Origin of the sequence: Pantoea sp. AN62 (assembly GCF_050432985.1) — a bacterium.
Lineage (GTDB): Bacteria > Pseudomonadota > Gammaproteobacteria > Enterobacterales > Enterobacteriaceae > Pantoea > Pantoea brenneri.
Genome location: NZ_JBNPYB010000009.1, coordinates 94046 through 111923 on the forward strand (window position 1 = coordinate 94046; position 17878 = coordinate 111923).

The 17878-nt window shown below is 56.2% G+C and carries 17 protein-coding genes; 7 read left to right on the forward strand and 10 right to left on the reverse strand.

The genetic code is table 11. The features are described from left to right. Positions 1 to 370 precede the first annotated feature (370 nt). The gene (gene ptsP, locus FHW04_RS12220; protein WP_031376192.1) at positions 371 to 2617 is read right to left on the reverse strand and encodes a phosphoenolpyruvate--protein phosphotransferase; all 2247 of its coding nucleotides are present in this window, start codon (positions 2615 to 2617) and stop codon (positions 371 to 373) included. A gap of 12 nt (positions 2618 to 2629) precedes the next feature. Continuing rightward, a complete protein-coding gene (gene rppH / locus FHW04_RS12225; protein WP_031376193.1) occupies positions 2630 to 3157 on the reverse strand; it encodes an RNA pyrophosphohydrolase in 528 nt (175 codons plus the stop codon). Positions 3158 to 3841: 684 nt separating this feature from the next. Here rppH and mutH point away from each other — a divergent pair. The 4 genes from mutH (at position 3842) to FHW04_RS12245 (ending at position 6847) form a co-directional block, all read left to right on the forward strand. Next, positions 3842 to 4519 (forward strand): DNA mismatch repair endonuclease MutH, encoded by a 678-nt coding sequence (gene mutH / locus FHW04_RS12230; protein WP_031376194.1) that lies wholly within the window; start codon positions 3842 to 3844, stop codon positions 4517 to 4519. A gap of 99 nt (positions 4520 to 4618) precedes the next feature. Next, on the forward strand, positions 4619 to 5329 hold the full coding sequence (locus FHW04_RS12235; RefSeq protein ID WP_031376195.1) for a TerC family protein: 711 nt from the start codon (positions 4619 to 4621) through the stop codon (positions 5327 to 5329). A 118-nt stretch (positions 5330 to 5447) separates the two neighbouring features. Then, complete coding sequence (locus FHW04_RS12240) at positions 5448 to 5666, forward strand: YgdI/YgdR family lipoprotein (protein ID WP_031376196.1); 219 nt, start codon at positions 5448 to 5450, stop codon at positions 5664 to 5666. 140 nt (positions 5667 to 5806) lie between these two features. Beyond that, positions 5807 to 6847 (forward strand): NADP(H)-dependent aldo-keto reductase, encoded by a 1041-nt coding sequence (locus tag FHW04_RS12245; RefSeq protein WP_089561202.1) that lies wholly within the window; start codon positions 5807 to 5809, stop codon positions 6845 to 6847. 40 nt (positions 6848 to 6887) lie between these two features. On the opposite strand, the gene FHW04_RS12250 is transcribed toward FHW04_RS12245, so the two are convergent. From FHW04_RS12250 to FHW04_RS12270, 5 genes are all read right to left on the reverse strand, one after another. Next, on the reverse strand, positions 6888 to 7337 hold the full coding sequence (locus FHW04_RS12250) for a GNAT family N-acetyltransferase (RefSeq protein WP_089561203.1): 450 nt from the start codon (positions 7335 to 7337) through the stop codon (positions 6888 to 6890). Beyond that, a complete protein-coding gene (locus FHW04_RS12255) occupies positions 7337 to 8110 on the reverse strand; it encodes an FCD domain-containing protein (RefSeq protein WP_031376199.1) in 774 nt (257 codons plus the stop codon). The genes FHW04_RS12250 and FHW04_RS12255 overlap by 1 nt, the downstream gene beginning before the upstream one ends. Before the next feature lie 95 nt (positions 8111 to 8205). Next, positions 8206 to 8523 carry a PTS sugar transporter subunit IIB gene (locus FHW04_RS12260; protein WP_031376200.1) on the reverse strand — a complete coding sequence of 106 codons (318 nt, stop codon included), beginning with the start codon at positions 8521 to 8523 and terminating at the stop codon, positions 8206 to 8208. 15 nt (positions 8524 to 8538) lie between these two features. Next, positions 8539 to 9966 (reverse strand): glycoside hydrolase family 1 protein, encoded by a 1428-nt coding sequence (locus tag FHW04_RS12265; protein WP_031376201.1) that lies wholly within the window; start codon positions 9964 to 9966, stop codon positions 8539 to 8541. Then, on the reverse strand, positions 9963 to 11312 hold the full coding sequence (locus FHW04_RS12270; protein ID WP_031376202.1) for a PTS sugar transporter subunit IIC: 1350 nt from the start codon (positions 11310 to 11312) through the stop codon (positions 9963 to 9965). The genes FHW04_RS12265 and FHW04_RS12270 overlap by 4 nt, the downstream gene beginning before the upstream one ends. A gap of 179 nt (positions 11313 to 11491) precedes the next feature. On the opposite strand from FHW04_RS12270, the gene FHW04_RS12275 reads away from it, so the two are divergent. Then, complete coding sequence (locus tag FHW04_RS12275) at positions 11492 to 11824, forward strand: PTS lactose/cellobiose transporter subunit IIA (RefSeq protein ID WP_069728871.1); 333 nt, start codon at positions 11492 to 11494, stop codon at positions 11822 to 11824. Positions 11825 to 11832: 8 nt separating this feature from the next. Here FHW04_RS12275 and lysA read toward each other — a convergent pair whose 3' ends face one another. Beyond that, a complete protein-coding gene (lysA, locus tag FHW04_RS12280; protein WP_089561205.1) occupies positions 11833 to 13089 on the reverse strand; it encodes a diaminopimelate decarboxylase in 1257 nt (418 codons plus the stop codon). A gap of 102 nt (positions 13090 to 13191) precedes the next feature. Here lysA and FHW04_RS12285 point away from each other — a divergent pair, with 102 nt between their 5' ends. Continuing rightward, entirely contained in the window at positions 13192 to 14112 is a 921-nt protein-coding gene (locus FHW04_RS12285) for a LysR family transcriptional regulator (protein WP_031376205.1), read from the forward strand. On the opposite strand, the gene FHW04_RS12290 is transcribed toward FHW04_RS12285, so the two are convergent. Further along, complete coding sequence (locus FHW04_RS12290; RefSeq protein ID WP_089561206.1) at positions 14109 to 15272, reverse strand: MFS transporter; 1164 nt, start codon at positions 15270 to 15272, stop codon at positions 14109 to 14111. The two genes, FHW04_RS12285 and FHW04_RS12290, sit on opposite strands and share 4 nt — an antisense overlap. 367 nt (positions 15273 to 15639) lie before the next feature. Between FHW04_RS12290 and FHW04_RS12295 the strand changes: the two genes are divergently transcribed. Continuing rightward, complete coding sequence (locus FHW04_RS12295; protein ID WP_031376207.1) at positions 15640 to 16266, forward strand: serine protease; 627 nt, start codon at positions 15640 to 15642, stop codon at positions 16264 to 16266. Between the two features lie 82 nt (positions 16267 to 16348). Here the strand turns inward: FHW04_RS12295 and lysS are convergent, their stop codons facing one another. Then, complete coding sequence (gene lysS / locus FHW04_RS12300; RefSeq protein ID WP_031376208.1) at positions 16349 to 17869, reverse strand: lysine--tRNA ligase; 1521 nt, start codon at positions 17867 to 17869, stop codon at positions 16349 to 16351. Positions 17870 to 17878: the final 9 nt, after the last annotated feature.

The window sequence follows — 17878 nt, forward strand, 5'->3', positions numbered from 1 at the left end:
CATTGTTGTAGCCAGACTGGTCATGTACAGCGCGCAACAACCGGAGCGTACACCTGGTACGTGAGGATTGTGAGCACTGCCCGGGGCCAGAATGGCAAATAAAATAGTCTGACCCTTCAGGCGTACATTGTTGCAGCCAGACTGGTCACGGACAGCGCGCAACAACCGGAGCGTACACCTGGTACGTGAGGATTGTGAGCACTGCCCGGGGCCAGAATGGCAAATAAAATAGCCTGACCCGTCAGGCGTACATTGTTGCAGCCAGTCTGGTCATGTACAGCGCGCAACAACCGGAGCGTACACCTGGTACGTGAGGATTGTGAGCACTGCCCAGGACCAGAATGGCAAATAAAATAGCCTGAAGTGGCGCTTAGCGGCCTCCCCGAATCAGCCCGCCCAGTCCACGACGCTCCATAAAGGTCGAAACCAGATGACGAACCTCGGTGGCGGTATGCGCATTCATTCCCTGCTCACTCAACTTTTGCGCTTCTTCATGATCCAGATGGCGCAGCAGGTATTTTACCCGCGGAACGTTTTTACCGTTCATGCTGAGGTGGTGATAACCCATGCCCACCAGCAGCGCGACGCACATCGGATCGCCCGCCATTTCACCACACAGGCAGAGTTCCAGATTGGCCAGACGGGCTTCATGCGCAATGGCATGCAGCGCGCGCAGCATCGCCGGGTGCAGCGAGTCGTAAAGATTGGCCACGCGGGTGTTATTGCGGTCCACCGCCAGCAGATACTGGGTCAAATCGTTGGTGCCGACTGAAACAAAGTCTACGCGCGACGCCAGATGCGGGATCATAAACAGCATCGACGGCACTTCGATCATGATGCCTATGCGCGGCGCGGGAATTGCATAGCCCAGCATCTCTTCCACTTCACGACCGGCGCGATCGATCAGCCGTTTCGCTTCGTCGATTTCATCAATATGACTGATCATCGGCAGCAGAATACTGAGGTTGCCGGATGCTGCATTCGCCCGCAGCATCGCCCGGACCTGCACCAGAAAAATCTCCGGCTGGTCAAGCGTCAGGCGGATACCGCGCCAGCCCAGGCAGGGATTCTCTTCGCTGATCGGCATGTACGGCAGCTGTTTATCTGCTCCGACATCGAGGGTGCGCAGCGTGACGGGCTTGTTGTGAAACAGCTGCAACATGCCCTGATACTGCGCCACCTGCTCCTCTTCTGACGGAAAGCCATTTTGCAGCATGAAGGGAATTTCAGTGCGGTAGAGACCGATGCCGTCAACCCAGCTGCCCAGCGCCTGCTCATGTTCCGGACTTAAACCGGCATTGAGCATCACCTGTACGCGCTCGCCGCTTTTCAGCTCACCCGGTTGATCGACTACTCCTTCCGCCATCTTGCTCAGCGCATTTTCTTCGCTGATCAGACGCTGGTACTCCTGCACCAGCACCGGTTCGGGATCGATTAACAGCTCGCCACGGTAACCATCGACGATCAGCAGCCGTTTATTCAGCTGATGCGGCAGAATATCCGCACCCATCACCGTCGGGATACCCATAGCGCGCGTCAGGATCGCCGCGTGGGAGTTGGCGGCACCATCGCGCACCACCACCCCGGCCAGCCGTTCGTGCGGCAGCTCGGCCAGAGAGGTGGCGGTCAGCTCATCGGCCACCAGCACGAAGCGCTCCGGCCAGGCATTGGTGCCCACTAGCGAATCATCGAGGTGAAATAACAGCCGCTGACCCAGCACCCGCAGATCGCCTGCGCGTTCGCGCAGATAGCTGTCGGTCAGCCGGGCGAACTGTTCGGCAAACTTCTCGATTACCTGTTTAACCGCCCACTCTGCCACCGATCCACGTTCGATCTCATCGAACAGATCTTTCTTCAGTCGGGCATCGGTTAACAGGTGCGAGTAAAGGTCGAAGATCGCCGCGCTCTCTTTCTGCACGCTGGCGCTAAACCGTTTGCTGAAGCGGCGGAACTCACTGGCAGCTTCGCTCATGGCGAGCGACAGGCGTTCACGTTCACGCTGAACATCCAGCGTTGACGCGGCGGAAACCTGATCGAGCAGCGGCTGCGTCTCATCGACCCAGCCCGGTGCCACTGCCACACCGGGTGCTGCCGCAATCGCGCGCACCCGGGTCTGGCGGAACTGGCCAAACAGCTGGCCCATCTGCGATTGCGACAGCAGCGCCGCCATCTGTGTGGCCAGCGTCACCAGAAACGATTCTTCACTCTCATCGAACTGGCGATGTTCACGCTGCTGGACCACCAGCACGCCAAGCAACTGGCGACGGCTGATAACAGGCACGCCGAGGAAGGAGCGATAGCGCTCCTCTTTAACTGCGGGGATATATTTAAAGCTGGGGTGACTCTGCGCGTCGGCAAGGTTGATCGGTTCGGCCAGACGGCCGACTAACCCGACAATGCCTTCGTCAAACGCCAGCGTTACGGTGCGACCACGCGGCTTTTTCAGCCCGCGCGTCGCCATCAGGTAATAGCAGCGACGATCGTGATCGGCGAGGTAAACGGAACAGACTTCCGTTTCCATCGCCAGACAGATCTCATTGACCAGAATGTCGAGTGCTTCATTCAGACGCGGCGCACTCGCCACTTTTTCTACAATTTCGCGCAACTGAGTGAGCATAAAGGGCGTGGCCTATCCTCTCTTACGTCGATGGGCAGGATTGTTTCGCTGCCCCGCACTCTCCTGCATAGACATCACCACGCCAGCGAATTCCTTCATTACCCGACGATAGACGTCGCGCTTGAAGGAGACAACCTGACGCACCGGATACCAGAAGCTCACCCAGCGCCAGCCGTCGAACTCAGGCGTGCTGCTGTGCTGCACATTGATATCCGCGTCATTAGACATTAACTGCAGAAGAAACCACTTTTGTTTCTGGCCGATACATACCGGCTTTGTGTCCCAACGCACCAAACGTTTTGGCAACTTGTAGCGCAACCAGTTACGGGTAGATGCAAGTATTCGAACATCTTTACGGTGTAACCCAACTTCCTCGAACAGTTCGCGATACATCGCCTGTTCAGCGGTTTCACCGGGATTGATGCCTCCCTGAGGAAATTGCCAGGAGTGCTGTCCAAAGCGCCTGGCCCATAACACTTGTCCTTGCCTGTTACAAATTACGATACCAACATTCGGGCGGTAGCCATCATCATCGATCACCGGACTACCTCAAAGCTAAATTTGAATAGCCTGATTGTTTCACACTCCTTACAGGCGGTAAACCACTGGATTCACGGGGTGTTAAGCGTAAAACTTCGGGATAACTCACAGAGAAGCCATTAGTTATAAACAATCGGGGTCAGAAAAGCCGATCTTATTCACCTTTTCTGTGGATAGCTTTGTGCAGAACGCGGGAGTTAACTGAATAACCCTGTCAGGCGCGTCTGCATCGTCAAAAAGCGATAATTAACTATCACTATGATTATAAAGACAAAAATAGATGAGTTAACAAAATACGCTCAGGTTAAATGGCCGATTAAACTGTCCACTCTTTACAGTTGGGCGAATTTTAACCACCCAGCATGTTATCCACAACGAATCGTTCAGCCTTAGGCCAGAGCGGGCAAATTATGGTCAAAAGTGGGAAAGTCAAGGCTGTAAATGGAACCAGTACCGCACAGTCAGGCCGGTTATCCCATTTTTCTGTGGATAACCCGGTATGAGATCCTGTTCATTGTTGCGAGTAAGTTGGGATAACCTGAAGCGTCCGATAATATTGCCAGGGCCAATCGGTAAAAAAAGCACGATCTATCATGTTATTATCCCCACTCAGCACGGTGAATATTTCGGGTAAACCCACTGTGCAACATACTGTATATTTTTTGAGCAATGCGAGTCTTCACTATGAACTACCTGCCAGCACCGCCTGAAGATGAAGCCACCCTGTTAGCCCGGGCAGAGGATTTAGCCGGGTTAACGCTGGAAACGTTGGCCGAACGGGCAGGTCTGACGATGCCTGCCGATCTTAAACGCGATAAAGGCTGGGTGGGTATGCTGCTGGAATGGCATCTCGGGGCCAGCGCCGGTAGCAAAGCCGAACAGGATTTCGCCCATCTCGGCATTGAGCTGAAAACCATCCCGATTGATGCCAGTGGCAAACCGCTGGAAACCACCTTTGTCTGCGTCGCGCCGCTCACCGGTAACAGTGGTGTTACCTGGCAGACCAGCCACGTGCGACACAAACTGGCGCGGGTGTTGTGGATCCCGGTCGAGGGTCAGCGGGACATTCCGCTGCGCCAGCGCCGGGTCGGCGCGCCGCTACTCTGGAGCCCCGACGCGGAGGAAGATGAGATGCTGCGGCAGGACTGGGAAGAGCTGATGGACATGATCGTGCTGGGTCGGGTTGAGCAGATCACGGCACGGCACGGTGCCTGGCTACAAATCCGCCCCAAAGCGGCCAACAGTAAAGCCCTGACCGAAGGAATTGGCGATCGCGGCCAACCGATCCTAACCTTACCGCGCGGTTTCTACCTGAAAAAGAGTTTTACCGGACCGCTGCTGGCGCGCCACTTCCTGCTTTAACAATGACATTCTGATCTGACGTGGCGCAATTTTGTGGGAGAGAAGCAAATTCAGTGCGTATAATCCCCGTTTAATTTTCGTTTAGGATTGAATGTAGGTATGTTTGAGTGGATTGCCGATCCCAATGCCTGGCTGGCACTGGGAACCCTGACCATCCTTGAGGTGGTGCTGGGTATTGATAACATTATTTTCCTGTCGTTAGTGGTCGCTAAACTGCCAAAGCATCAACAAGCCAGCGCGCGCCGTATCGGTTTGTTAGGCGCAATGTTAATGCGTCTGGCCCTGCTGGCCTCTATTGCCTGGGTCGCCCGACTGACGAATCCGCTGTTTACCCTGATGGACCATGCGTTCTCTGCCCGCGATCTGATCCTGCTGTCTGGGGGTCTGTTCCTGCTGTGGAAATCGAGCATGGAGATCCACGAAACCATTGAAGGTAACGAAGCGGAACAAAAATCTAACGTCCATTCGTTCCTTGGTGCAATCGTGCAGATCATGCTGCTGGATATTATTTTCAGCCTCGATTCGGTGATTACCGCCATCGGCCTCTCCGATCATCTGTTTATCATGATGGCTGCGGTAGTGATCGCGGTGCTGATGATGATGTTCGCAGCCCGTAGCATTGGTGAGTTCGTTGAGCGCCATCCGTCGGTCAAAATGCTGGCATTAGCCTTCCTGATTCTGGTCGGTTTCACCCTGATTCTGGAGAGTTTCGCGGTTCATGTACCAAAAGGTTACATTTATTTCGCGATGTTCTTCTCAATGGCGGTTGAATGCCTTAACCTGATGCGCAGTAAGAAAAAAACCGCATAGAAAAGTCAAGGGCGAGCGTGCTCGCCCGCAAATTTTCAGATTCCTACGATTAACCCGGCCGGCAAAACGATTTATTACTACACTTTTTGCAGTCGATGATGTGTGGAGATGAGGCGTGATGAAAGGATGGGCAGGTATCGCCATTGTGGCACTAACCGCAGCGATGTTAAGCGGATGCAGTTCTGATTATGTAATGGCAACGAAAGATGGCCGGATGATTATGACCGAAGGTAAGCCGACCATTGATAAAGAGACCGGGCTGGTGCAGTACACCGATCAGTCGGGTCACGCAGTACAGATTAACGGCGATGAGGTCTCGACCATCATTGAACGCTAAGTGCGAAATTGTCTCGCCTGCCACAGATTCCCCGCTGGCAGGCGATTTCCCCGACTTTTCCCCCTTCCTTCCCCGCCATTGCTCGCGCTATAGTCCCTGAGGACACAACATTCCATTCCATAAAGAAAAGGAAGCTGGCAATGCACTATCATCGTATTCCCCATAGCACGCTGGAAGTGAGTCAGCTGGGGTTGGGCACCATGACGTTTGGCGAGCAGAACAGTGAAGCCGACGCCCATGCCCAACTGGATTTGGCTATTCGTTCCGGCATTAATTTTATTGATACCGCCGAAATGTATCCGGTACCACCGCGTCCGGAAACCCAGGGTCTGACCGAACAGTACATTGGCAGCTGGCTGAAGCAGCGCGGCAGCCGTGACAAAATCATTCTGGCCAGCAAAGTGTCGGGCCCGTCGCACGGTAATGATGCGTCGATTCGCCCTAACATGGCGCTGGATCGCAAGAACATCCGTGAAGCGCTGGATGCCAGCCTGAAACGCCTGAATACCGACTATCTCGATCTTTATCAGCTGCACTGGCCGCAGCGTCAGACCAACTATTTTGGCAAGCTGGGCTATCAGTACAGTGAAACCACCGCCCAGGTGACGCTGCTGGAGACGCTGGAAGCGCTGACCGAGCAGGTTCGCGCCGGTAAGATTCGCTATATCGGGGTGTCGAATGAAACCGCATGGGGCGTAATGCGCTATCTGCAACTGGCGGAGAAGCATGAACTGCCGCGCATCATCAGCATCCAGAACCCCTACAGCCTGCTGAACCGCAGCTTTGAAGTGGGCCTGGCCGAAATCAGCCAGCATGAAGGGGTTGAGTTGCTGGCTTACTCCAGCCTGGCGTTCGGTACTCTGAGCGGTAAGTATCTGAATGGCGCGCAGCCTGCCGGTGCCCGTAATACCCTGTTCAGTCGCTTTACCCGCTACAGCGGCGAGCAGTCGCAGCAGGCGATTGCCGAGTATGTGGCGTTAGCCCGCCAGCACCAGATTGATCCGTCACAGATGGCATTGGCTTATGTGCGTCAGCAGCCGTTTGTTGCCAGCACCCTGCTCGGTGCGACCACGCTTGAGCAGCTGCAGACCAATATCGACAGCTTCAATCTGACGTTAAATGCAGAGATTCTGGAAGGCATTGAGGCGATCCACCGCCGTTATACCTATCCGGCACCCTGAGTCCTCCGCTGCCGGCCGCCACGAGTGCGGCTGGCACACCTTATATATCCCGATAATAGAGCTGCACGCGCTTATCGGGATACTCCAGCGCCTCGCCCTGCGGCTGCCAGCCAAAACGGTCATAGTAGCCGCTGAAGGTCGACCATAACCACAACCGCGAATACCCCTGATCCTGGGCGTGTGCAATCACCCGCTGCTGCAACGCGTCGCTGACGCCTTTGCCGCGCGCGGGCGCATCGACATACAGTGCGGCCAGCCACGGGAACAGATCCTGACGGCTGATCAGATCGCATCGCCAGAAACCTGCCGTGCCGATCGCCTTGCCTGCCTCAACGGCGACAAAAGTGACCGGGAAATCGGCGCCGCTCAGGCTGCTGGCGACGATGCTGGCGAAGAAGTCACGGCTGTTGGGTTCGCCGAAAGCGCGCCACTGCCATTCGGTAATCTGATCGGCAAAATGGGGCACGGCGCTGAGCGGCACAATCTCCATTACATCAGTTTCCCCTGGAAGATCGGCACTGAATCAAATAGGTAACCGTCGAAGTCAGGCGCATCCGCATCGGACAGCTCAAGCAGCGTATTCTTCACATTCTCAAGATGCTGCCAGGTGGCCTGCCATGCGCCCATCACATCGCGACGACGCAGAGCGGCCAGAATGGTCTGGTGATCGCCCAGCCATTTCAGGCGGTAGGCGCGGGTTTCAAACTGGGGGCGCAGTTGCTGCCACAGCGGACTGCTGTCGTGATGACGCCAGATACTGGTGACGGTGTCGAGCAGCATCTGATTCTGACTGGCTCCCGCCAGCAGCAGATGAAATAACTTGTCGTTATCCTGACTGCTGTCGTTGGCGGCGATGGCCCGCTGCTCCTGCTCCAGCGTGCGGCGCAGATTTTCAATATCCGCTTTGGTGGCCATTTTAGCGGCAAACGCGGCGATGTTGCTTTCCAGCAACTGGCGCGCCTGCAGCATTTCAAACGGACCGACATCGCTGCGGAAAAAGGCCTCTTCTTCATCATCGCTGGCGGAGGGAATGCGCATCACGTAGACGCCGGAACTCTGGCGAATATCCACCGTTCCTTCCAGCTCCAGCATTAATAGCGCTTCGCGGACGATGGTCCGGCTGACGCCCCAGGTTTCAGCCAGCTGGCGTTCAGGCGGCAGGCGCGATCCCACCGGATAGTGTCCGTCGCAGATTTGCTGGCGCAGATGCTGACCAATTTCCTGATACTGTTTTTTTTCTTGCGGCGCTTCGGCTTTGTCCACGCTGTCACCCTTTGCAATCATTGCGCTAACGGCATTGCCGCCGTTCCCTGCGCGACAATGCCCGCGAGCCAGAGAAGTGACCCGCAAACTGAGACTCAGTGTATCAAAGCCAGCGCCTGATCGAGTACCTTTGCGCCATTCAGGGTGCCATAGGCAACAGAATCGATTACCGCAATCGGCAACTGATAGCTGTCGGTCAGTTTTTTGTTCGCTTCCAGCTTAAAGCGCACCTGCGGCCCCAGCAGCACCGCCACCACCTCGTGGCCGTAATTTTGCAGCTCCTCTTGCAGGTTCTGCTCGGGAATGGCGTAGATGTGGAAGGCTAATCCACGCGCGGCGGCCTCTTTTTCCATCCGCGTTACCACCATTGAGGTCGACATGCCTGCGGCACAGGCCAGCACAATACGTTTCATCCTCGCTTCCTCTTGTTATTTCGGCTCATCATCAAGCCACAGGGTAAATTGCTGACTGTCGCGCAGCGCCCGGAACCAGTGGGCGGATTTCTTCATGCGACGCTGACGCTGGTTATCTAAGTCGATTTCGATCAGGCCATAGCGGTTTTTGAAGGCGTTCATCGGCGAGACGTTGTCGGTGAAGGCCCACAGCATATAGCCCTGACAGTTGATGCCCGCCTGATGCGCACGGACCGCCTGATGCAGGTGCTCGCTGATAAAGTGAATGCGGTAGTCGTCCTGAATTTCCCCCTCAGCGTTTTTAAATTGCGCTTCGTTTTCGACGCCCATTCCGCTCTCGGCGACAAACCACGGGATGTTGCCGTACTCATCACGCATCCGCTGCGCCATATCCCAGATGATTTCCGGCTGAATTTCCCAGCCGCGTGAACGGTTCATCCGCCGGCCCGGCAATTCAAAGTGCTCGTAATAGCAGGCAGGATGGAACGGCGTATCGGGATGCCAGGCACGGGACGGCGCCTTCACGCGGTGCGGATAGTAAAGGTTAAGCCCGACCTCATCGACGGTATTGGCGGCGATGATCGCCAGCTCCTCCGCTGTGGCCTGCCACTCAATCTGATGTTTATCCAGCAGCGCCAGCAGCTCCGCCGGGTACTCGCCTTTGATAGCCGGATCGAGAAACACCCGGTTATAGAACAGGTCGTAGATCTGCGCCGCCTTCTGGTCATGCGCGGCCGACGAGCGTGGATAGGTCACCTCCGGGTTGAGGATGGTCCCGATACGACCGGCATAGCCTTGCTGGCGAAACAGCTGCACCACCCGCGCGGTGGCGAGATTTTTGTGGTGGTTCCACTGCATCCATTTATGGGTGTTCTGCTCGTACGGCCAGCGCAGCGCGTCGAGATAGACCCGGGTCTGCACCACAATCGGCTCATTAAACACAAACCAGCGCGTTACCCGGCCGGCATAGCGTTTAAATACCTGCTCGACGTAACGGATAAACAGTTCAACCACGTGCTTTGACTGCCAGCCGCCATACTGCTCCAGCAGCGTAGCGGGCAGCTCGTAATGCTCCAGACAGAGCATCAGTTCAATGCCCTGGCGCTGCATTTCATCAATCAGCCGGTCATAGTAAGCCGCGTACTCCTCATCCACCGTGGCGCTTTCATAATCGGTGAGAAAGCGCGACCAGTTGATTGAGGTGCGGTAGTGGGTCAGCCCGCTGGCCTTCATCAGCGCTACATCTTCAGCAAAGCGGTTAATGAAGTCGGTCGCCACGGCCGGACCATAGCCCTGATGCCAGACGTGCCGATCCTGCTGATACCAGGCATCCGGCCACGAATCCTGCCCGGCTTTTTTGCCACTCCAGCCCTCGGTTTGCCAGGCTGACGCGGCGGCGCCAAGGATAAAATTCTGCGGGATCTGAATAAGCTGGCGACTCATAACACCTCCGATTGGTTTCGGGCCAGTTCAGGTTGTTGATTCTTCGCTTCGGCGGCATCGGCGCGACGGGCTGCCACTTTGACAAACGGCAGGTAGATCAGCACCGACACCATAATGCAGATAATCTGGGTCACCACCGCGCCCATCGATCCCGCAGTCGACAGCCAGGCGTTAATGATCGGCGGCGTGGTCCACGGCACCATCACCACCGCTTTGCCGGCAAACCCCATCACTGTGGCGAAATAGCCGATTGAGCCGGTTACCAGCGGCGTGATGATGAACGGGATCGCCAGGATCGGATTGAGCATAATCGGCATGCCAAATATTACCGGCTCATTGATATTGAAAATGCCGGGACCGAACGAGAGCTTGGCGATTTCGCGCATCTCTTTACGGCGCGTCGCCAGCATCACCGCGGTCAGCAGGCCGATAGTCAGGCCGGACCCGCCAATGCTCATATAGACATCCCAGAACGGCATGGTGATGATATTCGGCGCCTCTTTACCCTGCTCAAAGGCGGTCATATTGACCATAATCGCCCCCAGCAGCAGCGGTTCACGAATCGGTTTCACCATCTGATTACCGTGAATGCCGATCACCCAAAATAGCTGGGCGACGAACATCAGAATCAGAATTCCCCACAGGCTCTGTACCACCGACTCCAGCGGTTGCTGCACCACCTGATAGACCGCGTCATACAGATACATGCCGGTAACGCGATGGAAAATAAAGCCAAAGGTGGCGACCAGCGTCACGGTGATAATTGACGGGATCAGCGCGGAGAAAGAGGCGGCAACGTTGGGCGGCACGGTGTCCGGCATCTTAATTTTCAGCCGCTCAACCTGCTCGAGCCGGCAATAGATCTCTACCGACAGGATGGCGATAAACATGCCGAGAAACAGGCTCTTGGTATCGGAGAATTGTTTAGCCAGCACGTCGGTGACCAGATGCATCTGACCGTCGACCATCATCTGTAAAGTGGTCGGCGTCACGGACACAAAGCAAATGATCGCCAGCAGGCCAGGGAACAAGGTTTTGATGCCGTTGATGCGGCCAAGCTCGATGCCAATCAGGAACACCGCGCCAATGTTGAGGAAGCTGAGCGTGGCGTAGTTAATGCTGCTGGTGATCGGTTTCAGGTCGGCTAAAAATCCCAGTGCAGCAAAGCTGGCGAGGCCATTTTTACTGTCCAGCACCATGTTAGAGATCAGCACTGAGAAAGCGCCAACGATGATCACCGGCATCAGGGTGATGAACGAGGCTTTGATCGCCATGATGTAGCGATAACTATTGAAGCGGGTGGCAAAGCTGCCCAGGGAATCGATAAGGCGGTCCTGTAGAGACATGGGTCAACCCTCAGAGATGTAAGATCGGCATTCCAGTAGTGGTCGGTATCTTCCCGGTTAGTGGCATACCAAAATGACGATTCTTAACCATTCTTTCTGTGACAAAGCTCCCGGAAACGTTTTTTGGCATTCCAGTATGATTAAAAAAGCCAATTTGGCATACCAATAGCGAGGATTGTATGGATTTCGAACAAACCATGATGGAATTGCTGATCAATGCGGGTGAAGCACGATCGTCAGCGATGATGGCGATCCAGTCTGCGCGTCAGCGTGACTGGTCGGCTGCCGACGCGGCGCTGACCGCCTCCGATGCCGCAGCAAAACAGGCGCACAAGATTCAGACGCAGTTGATTGGCGCGGATGAAGGCAGCGGCAAACTGCCGGTGACGCTGATCCTGGTGCATGCTCAGGATCACTTAATGAATGCGATGCTGTGTCGCGATCTGGCGGAGGAGATGGTGATGCTGCGTAAAGAGCTGTTTAACGCACAGGCGGCAGCAGGTACCGCCTGAGCAAGCGGTTAGCCGCCTTCCAGCGCCAGTAATTCCTGGATAGTCTGCGCGCGACGGATCTCGCGCGGCTGCCCCTGTTCGAACAGCACTTCCGGGATCAGTGGACGGCTGTTGTAGTTCGATGACATAGATGCGCCATACGCGCCGGTGTCATGAAATACCAGATAATCACCGACCTGCGCAGCCGGAATCGCACGGGTATCGACTTTGCCGCCTTCCAGCTGGGTAAAGACGTCGCCCGACTCACACAGCGGCCCCGCCACTACGCTGTCGAGGGTCTGCTGCTCATCAATCTGACGCCCGTCGTCCGCCATCAGCGAGATATGGTGATAGCTGCCATACATTGATGGGCGCATTAAATCGTTGAATCCGGCGTCGACCAGCACAAAGTGGCGGCTGCCCATCGCTTTGACCGCCCGCACCTGCGACACCAGCACGCCCGATTCGGCCACCAGAAAACGGCCCGGCTCAATCTCCAGTTTGACGGCGTGGCCCAGATGCTGAGCAATGCGCTGACGCGCAGCATCCCACAGGCCAAAATAGTGATCGGTATCGATCGCCTCTTCACCGTAGCGATAAGGAATCGACAGGCCGCCGCCCGCTGAGATCGCCGTCAGATCCTGACCAAACTCCACCACCAGACTGACCATCGCATCACACACCTGTTGCAGATGGGCGTAATCGACCCCGGAACCGATGTGCATATGAATCCCCACCAGCCGCAGACCGTACTGCTGGATCGCCGCCAGCGCTAAAGCCAGATCGCCATGCCAGATTCCGTGCTTGCTGTTTTCGCCGCCGGTATTGGTTTTCTGACTGTGGCCGTGCCCGAAACCGGGATTAACCCGCAGCCATACCGCATGACCCGGCGAGACAGCGCCCAGCTGATGCAGCATATCGACCGAACCGGCATTAACCGGCACCTGCAGCGCCGCAACCCGCTCCAGCGTCGGCTGATCAAACAGATCAGCGGTAAAGACGATCTCATCTCCGCCCGGCTGATACCCCGCCACCAGCGCACGTTCAATCTCACCCAGCGATACCGAGTCTACCTTTACTCCGGCCGCCCGCATCAGGCGCAGGATATGAATATTTGAACAGGATTTCTGGGCGAAACGCACCACATCAAACGCCTGTAACTGGGCGATGCGTGCCTGAATGATCTGCGCATCGTAGGCCCAGAAAGGCCCGGCATAGCGGCGTGCCAGCGGCAGCAGATGCGTGACGTTGAGCGCGGTTTCGGTGGTCTGTAAGGAACGGGGCATGAGGGATCTCCTGTGGCAATAACCGCATTAAGCCAGAATCGTGTCATAGCGAAAAATATCTGTTTTAATAGCATCTATGCAAAACTGATATGGCATCACCTGATGGCGAACATTAACTGGCGACACATCGAAATTTTTCACGCGGTGATGACCAGCGGTAACCTGACGCAGGCCGCGACGCTGCTGCACACCTCTCAGCCTACGGTCAGTCGGGAACTGGCGCGGCTGGAGCAGCAATTGGGGCTACAGCTGTTTGGTCGGGTACGCGGACGTCTGCAGCCTACGGTACAGGGGCTGCGCCTGTTTGAAGAGGTTCAGCGTTCCTGGTACGGGCTGGATCGCATTATGGAGGCGGCTGATAATCTGCGTCAGTTTCGTCAGGGTGAGCTTTCTGTCGCCTGTCTGCCGGTGTTTTCGCAGTCGCTGCTGCCGCCGCTGTGTCAGCCTTTTTTGCAGCGCTACCCGGATGTCAGCCTGAATGTGATTCCGCAGGAGTCGCCACTGCTGGAGGAGTGGTTATCGGCGCAGCGCTATGACCTCGGCTTAACCGAAACTCAGCATGCGCCGGCCGGCACTGACCGCCATGCGCTCTTAACCTGCGATGAAGTCTGCGTGTTGCCGCCTCAGCATCCACTGAGCCAGCGGGCCGTGCTGACGCCGCAGGATTTTGCCGGTGAGAATTATGTCAGCCTGTCGCGCACCGACAGTTATCGCCAGCTGCTGGATGCGTTGTTTCATGAGCAGGATGTTGAGCGTCGTCTGGTGCTGGAGACCCACAGCGCCGCCTCCGTCTGTGCGATGGTCAGGGCGGGCGTCGGGGTATCGATCGTTAATCCGCTGACGGCGCTCGATTATGCCGACAGCGGTGTGGTGATGCGGCGATTCAGCGTTTCGGTACCGTTTACCGTCAGCCTGGTCAGACCGCATCACCGCCCCGCCTCGGCGCTGGTCGATGCGTTTGTCAGACATCTGCAGCAGCAGGTGGCTGACTTCCCGGCGCGCATCGCCGCCCGCTTAGCTTAAGCGCGCACCGCAGACGTTGCGCCACCCGATTTGCGGAAGGTGATCAGGCAAACCAGCAGACCGATCAGTGCCAGCACGGCGGCGGCAACCGGCACCGCCGTCAGGCCGTAGCCCCGACCAATCACTGCCCCACCGACCCAGGCACCCAGCGCATTACCAACGTTGAACGCTGAAATGTTCAGGGTCGACACCAGATTGGGAGCCTCTTTACCGTGGCGTACCACGTTAATCTGCAGACCCGGCACGGTAGCAAAGGTGGCCATCGCCCACAAGAACAGAGTGATCTCCGCCAGCCACAGCGCATGGCTGGTCCAGCTAAACAGCAGGGAGAAGATCGCAATCAGCGAGAAGCTAAGGATCAGGCTGAAGGAGACTTTCCAGTCCGCCATCTTGCCGCCCAGAATATTGCCGACCGTCAGGCCTGCGCCAATCAGGAACAGCGTCCAGCTGACGCCACGGTCGCTGATGCCGGTCACCTGTAACAGCAGCGGCGCGATATAACTGAACAAGGCAAACATTGCCGCGGCAAAAAACACCGTCATCAGCAGCGACAGCCACAGTTTACCGTTGGCCAGCGCGCTCACTTCACTCGCCAGGTCGACCGGTTTTTCCTGCTTGTTATTCGGCAGGCTGACAATCAGGGCGATGAAGGCCAGTACGCCGATGACCGCTACGCCCCAGAAGGTAGCACGCCAGCCAAACAGCTGACCAAACCAGGTGCCAAGCGGCACGCCCAGCACGTTCGCCAGCGTGAGACCGGTAAACATCAGCGCCACGGCAGAAGCCTGACGACCTGGTGCTACCAGACTGGCTGCGACCACCGCACCAATGCCAAAGAAAGCACCGTGACACAGCGCGGTTACAATGCGCGCCAGCATCAGCAGGTTATAGTTGTACGCCAGCGCGCACAGCAGGTTGCCGACGATGAAGATCACCATCAGCAGCGTCAGCGTCTTTTTACGCGGCAACCGGGCGGTCAGCAGCGCCATAATCGGTGCGCCAATCGCCACGCCCAACGCATAGCCGCTGATTAACCAGCCCGCTGACGGAATCGACACCTGAAGATCGGCCGCCACGTCCGGCAGCAGCCCCATAATGACGAACTCGGTGGTGCCGATGGCGAACGCACTCAACGCCAGCGCCAGTAACGCTACAGGCATAACATTTCTCCCAATACCATGAAAATGCAGGTGAACCGCGCGAACGCGTGGCCCAATCGACGCTTATTAAAATTTGATCTGCGTCACGCTGGCTATTACAGCACAGCCGCTGGAGCCCATATACCCCAATAGCAGCAAAGGATTATTGCCACACCAGCAATAATTTCTGTCATCAATCCGCCAGACGCTCATCTCCGGCATGGTGGAAAAATCCAGGAATCACCGCCGCAGGCAATCTCTGGTTGTCATTTGCCCGTCACCCGTTACCCTTTTTAATGTGTCAGCAATAAATAAAATTTTAGCGTTGCCGATAACCCCATTATGAAACGCCAGGTGATGTGATCGAATTCTGACGCGGGGAGAAAGAATGCAACGGCTCATTGCCTTGATGGTTTTTGCTTTAACCGGCTGCTCGGTTGGCCACTATGAGTACAGTAAAGAGGCCGAAAAGCGGGTCGATATGACCGTGACCGGCATTCCTACCGTGCTCGGCTTAGGCACGCTGGGTACCACGATTCCGCTGACGGCGGAATACAGTCTGACCGCCGCGCACGTGGCGAAATTTTCACTTTACCGGGTCAAAGCCTGGCATCCGCAATGCGATCTGGCGGTGGTCTACCACAAAAACAGCGAGGCAAGCCTGCCACCCAGCTTTCGCAACAGTCATATCGGCGATCGGGTCAATCTGTACGGCTACAGCTTTATTTCGGCGATGCCGGTCAGTTCCAGCGGCCAGAACCTGATCAATACCACGCTGGCGAACAGCTGGAACAAGGCGGACTGCGTGGTGGTGGCGGCCAATGCTGGAGTGGTGAAAGGGATGTCGGGCGGCGCGGTGTATAACGCCTCTGACGATACGCTGGCGGGAGTAATCATCGGCTACAGCGACCGTATTAATGACAATACCAGCGGCAAAACTCTGTATAAGAACGTGGCGCTGTATGTACCTTATGCGCGGTTTCAGCAGTGGCTGGATGGCGTAGTGAAGTCGTGACCGCCGTTGTCTGAACCGGACAGCGACGAAAAAAAAGGCCGGAGTCTCCGGCCTTTCTGCATTCTGCTTAACGCAAAGTGACTTACTTGCTGCCCGGACGCAGCGCCGGGAACAGGATCACGTCGCGGATGGTGTGGCTGTTGGTAAACAGCATGACCATACGGTCGATACCGATACCGAGACCCGCAGTAGGCGGCAGACCGTGTTCCAGCGCAGTGACGTAATCTTCGTCGTAGAACATCGCTTCGTCATCGCCCGCATCTTTGGCATTCACCTGCTGCAGGAAACGCTCAGCCTGATCTTCCGCATCGTTCAGCTCGGAGAAGCCGTTACCGATTTCACGGCCGCCGATGAAGAACTCAAAGCGATCGGTGATCTCTGGATTCTGATCGTTACGACGCGCCAGCGGTGATACTTCAGCCGGATATTCGGTGATGAAGGTTGGCTGAATCAGATGCGCTTCTGCCGTCTCTTCGAAGATCTCGGTGACCACACGGCCCAGTCCCCAGCTCTTCTCGACTTTAATGTGCAGCGATTCAGCGATCGCTACCGCTTTATCAAAGTCTTCCAGATCGGCCAGGTCGGTTTCCGGACGGTATTTCTTGATCGCTTCGCGCATCGTCAGTTTTTCAAACGGCTTACCGAAATCGAACTGATGTTCGCCATACGGCACCACGGTGGTACCCAACACATCCTGTGCCAGCGTACGGAACAGGCTTTCGGTCAGCTCGATCAGATCTTTGTAATCCGCATACGCCATATAGAGTTCCATCATGGTGAACTCAGGGTTATGACGTGGCGAAATGCCTTCGTTACGGAAGTTACGGTTGATCTCGAACACCCGATCAAAGCCCCCTACCACCAGACGCTTCAGATAGAGTTCCGGGGCAATACGCAGGTACATATCGATGTCCAGCGCATTGTGATGGGTGATAAACGGACGCGCCGATGCGCCGCCTGGGATCACCTGCATCATCGGAGTTTCCACTTCCATAAAGTCGCGGCTGACCATGAACTGGCGGATACCGGCCATGATTTGCGAGCGAATTTTGAAGGTGTTACGGGATTCATCGTTGGCGATCAGATCGAGGTAGCGCTGACGATAACGGGTTTCCTGATCGGCCAGGCCGTGGAACTTATCCGGTAACGGACGCAGGGCTTTGGTCAGCAGACGCAGCTCAGAACAGTGAATCGACAGTTCGCCGGTTTTGGTTTTGAACAGCTTGCCGCGCGCGCCAAGGATATCGCCGAGGTCCCACTTTTTGAACTGCTCGTTGTAGATCCCTTCGGCCAGATCGTCACGCGAGACATAGAGCTGAATGCGTCCGCCAACGTCCTGCAGGGTAACGAATGACGCTTTACCCATGATACGACGGGTCATCATGCGTCCGGCAACGCTGACTTCAATGCCCAGATCTTCCAGTTCTTCGTTGCTCTTCTCGTCATAGCGTTCATGCAGCTGGTTCGAGAGGGTGTCACGACGGAAATCGTTAGGAAACGCCACGCCATTTGCACGCAGCGCGCTCAGCTTTTCGCGACGCGTTTTCAGTTCGTTGTTTAACTCAAGTGCGGCGTCAGCGCTCTGCGGTTGTTGTTCAGACATGTCGGTTCC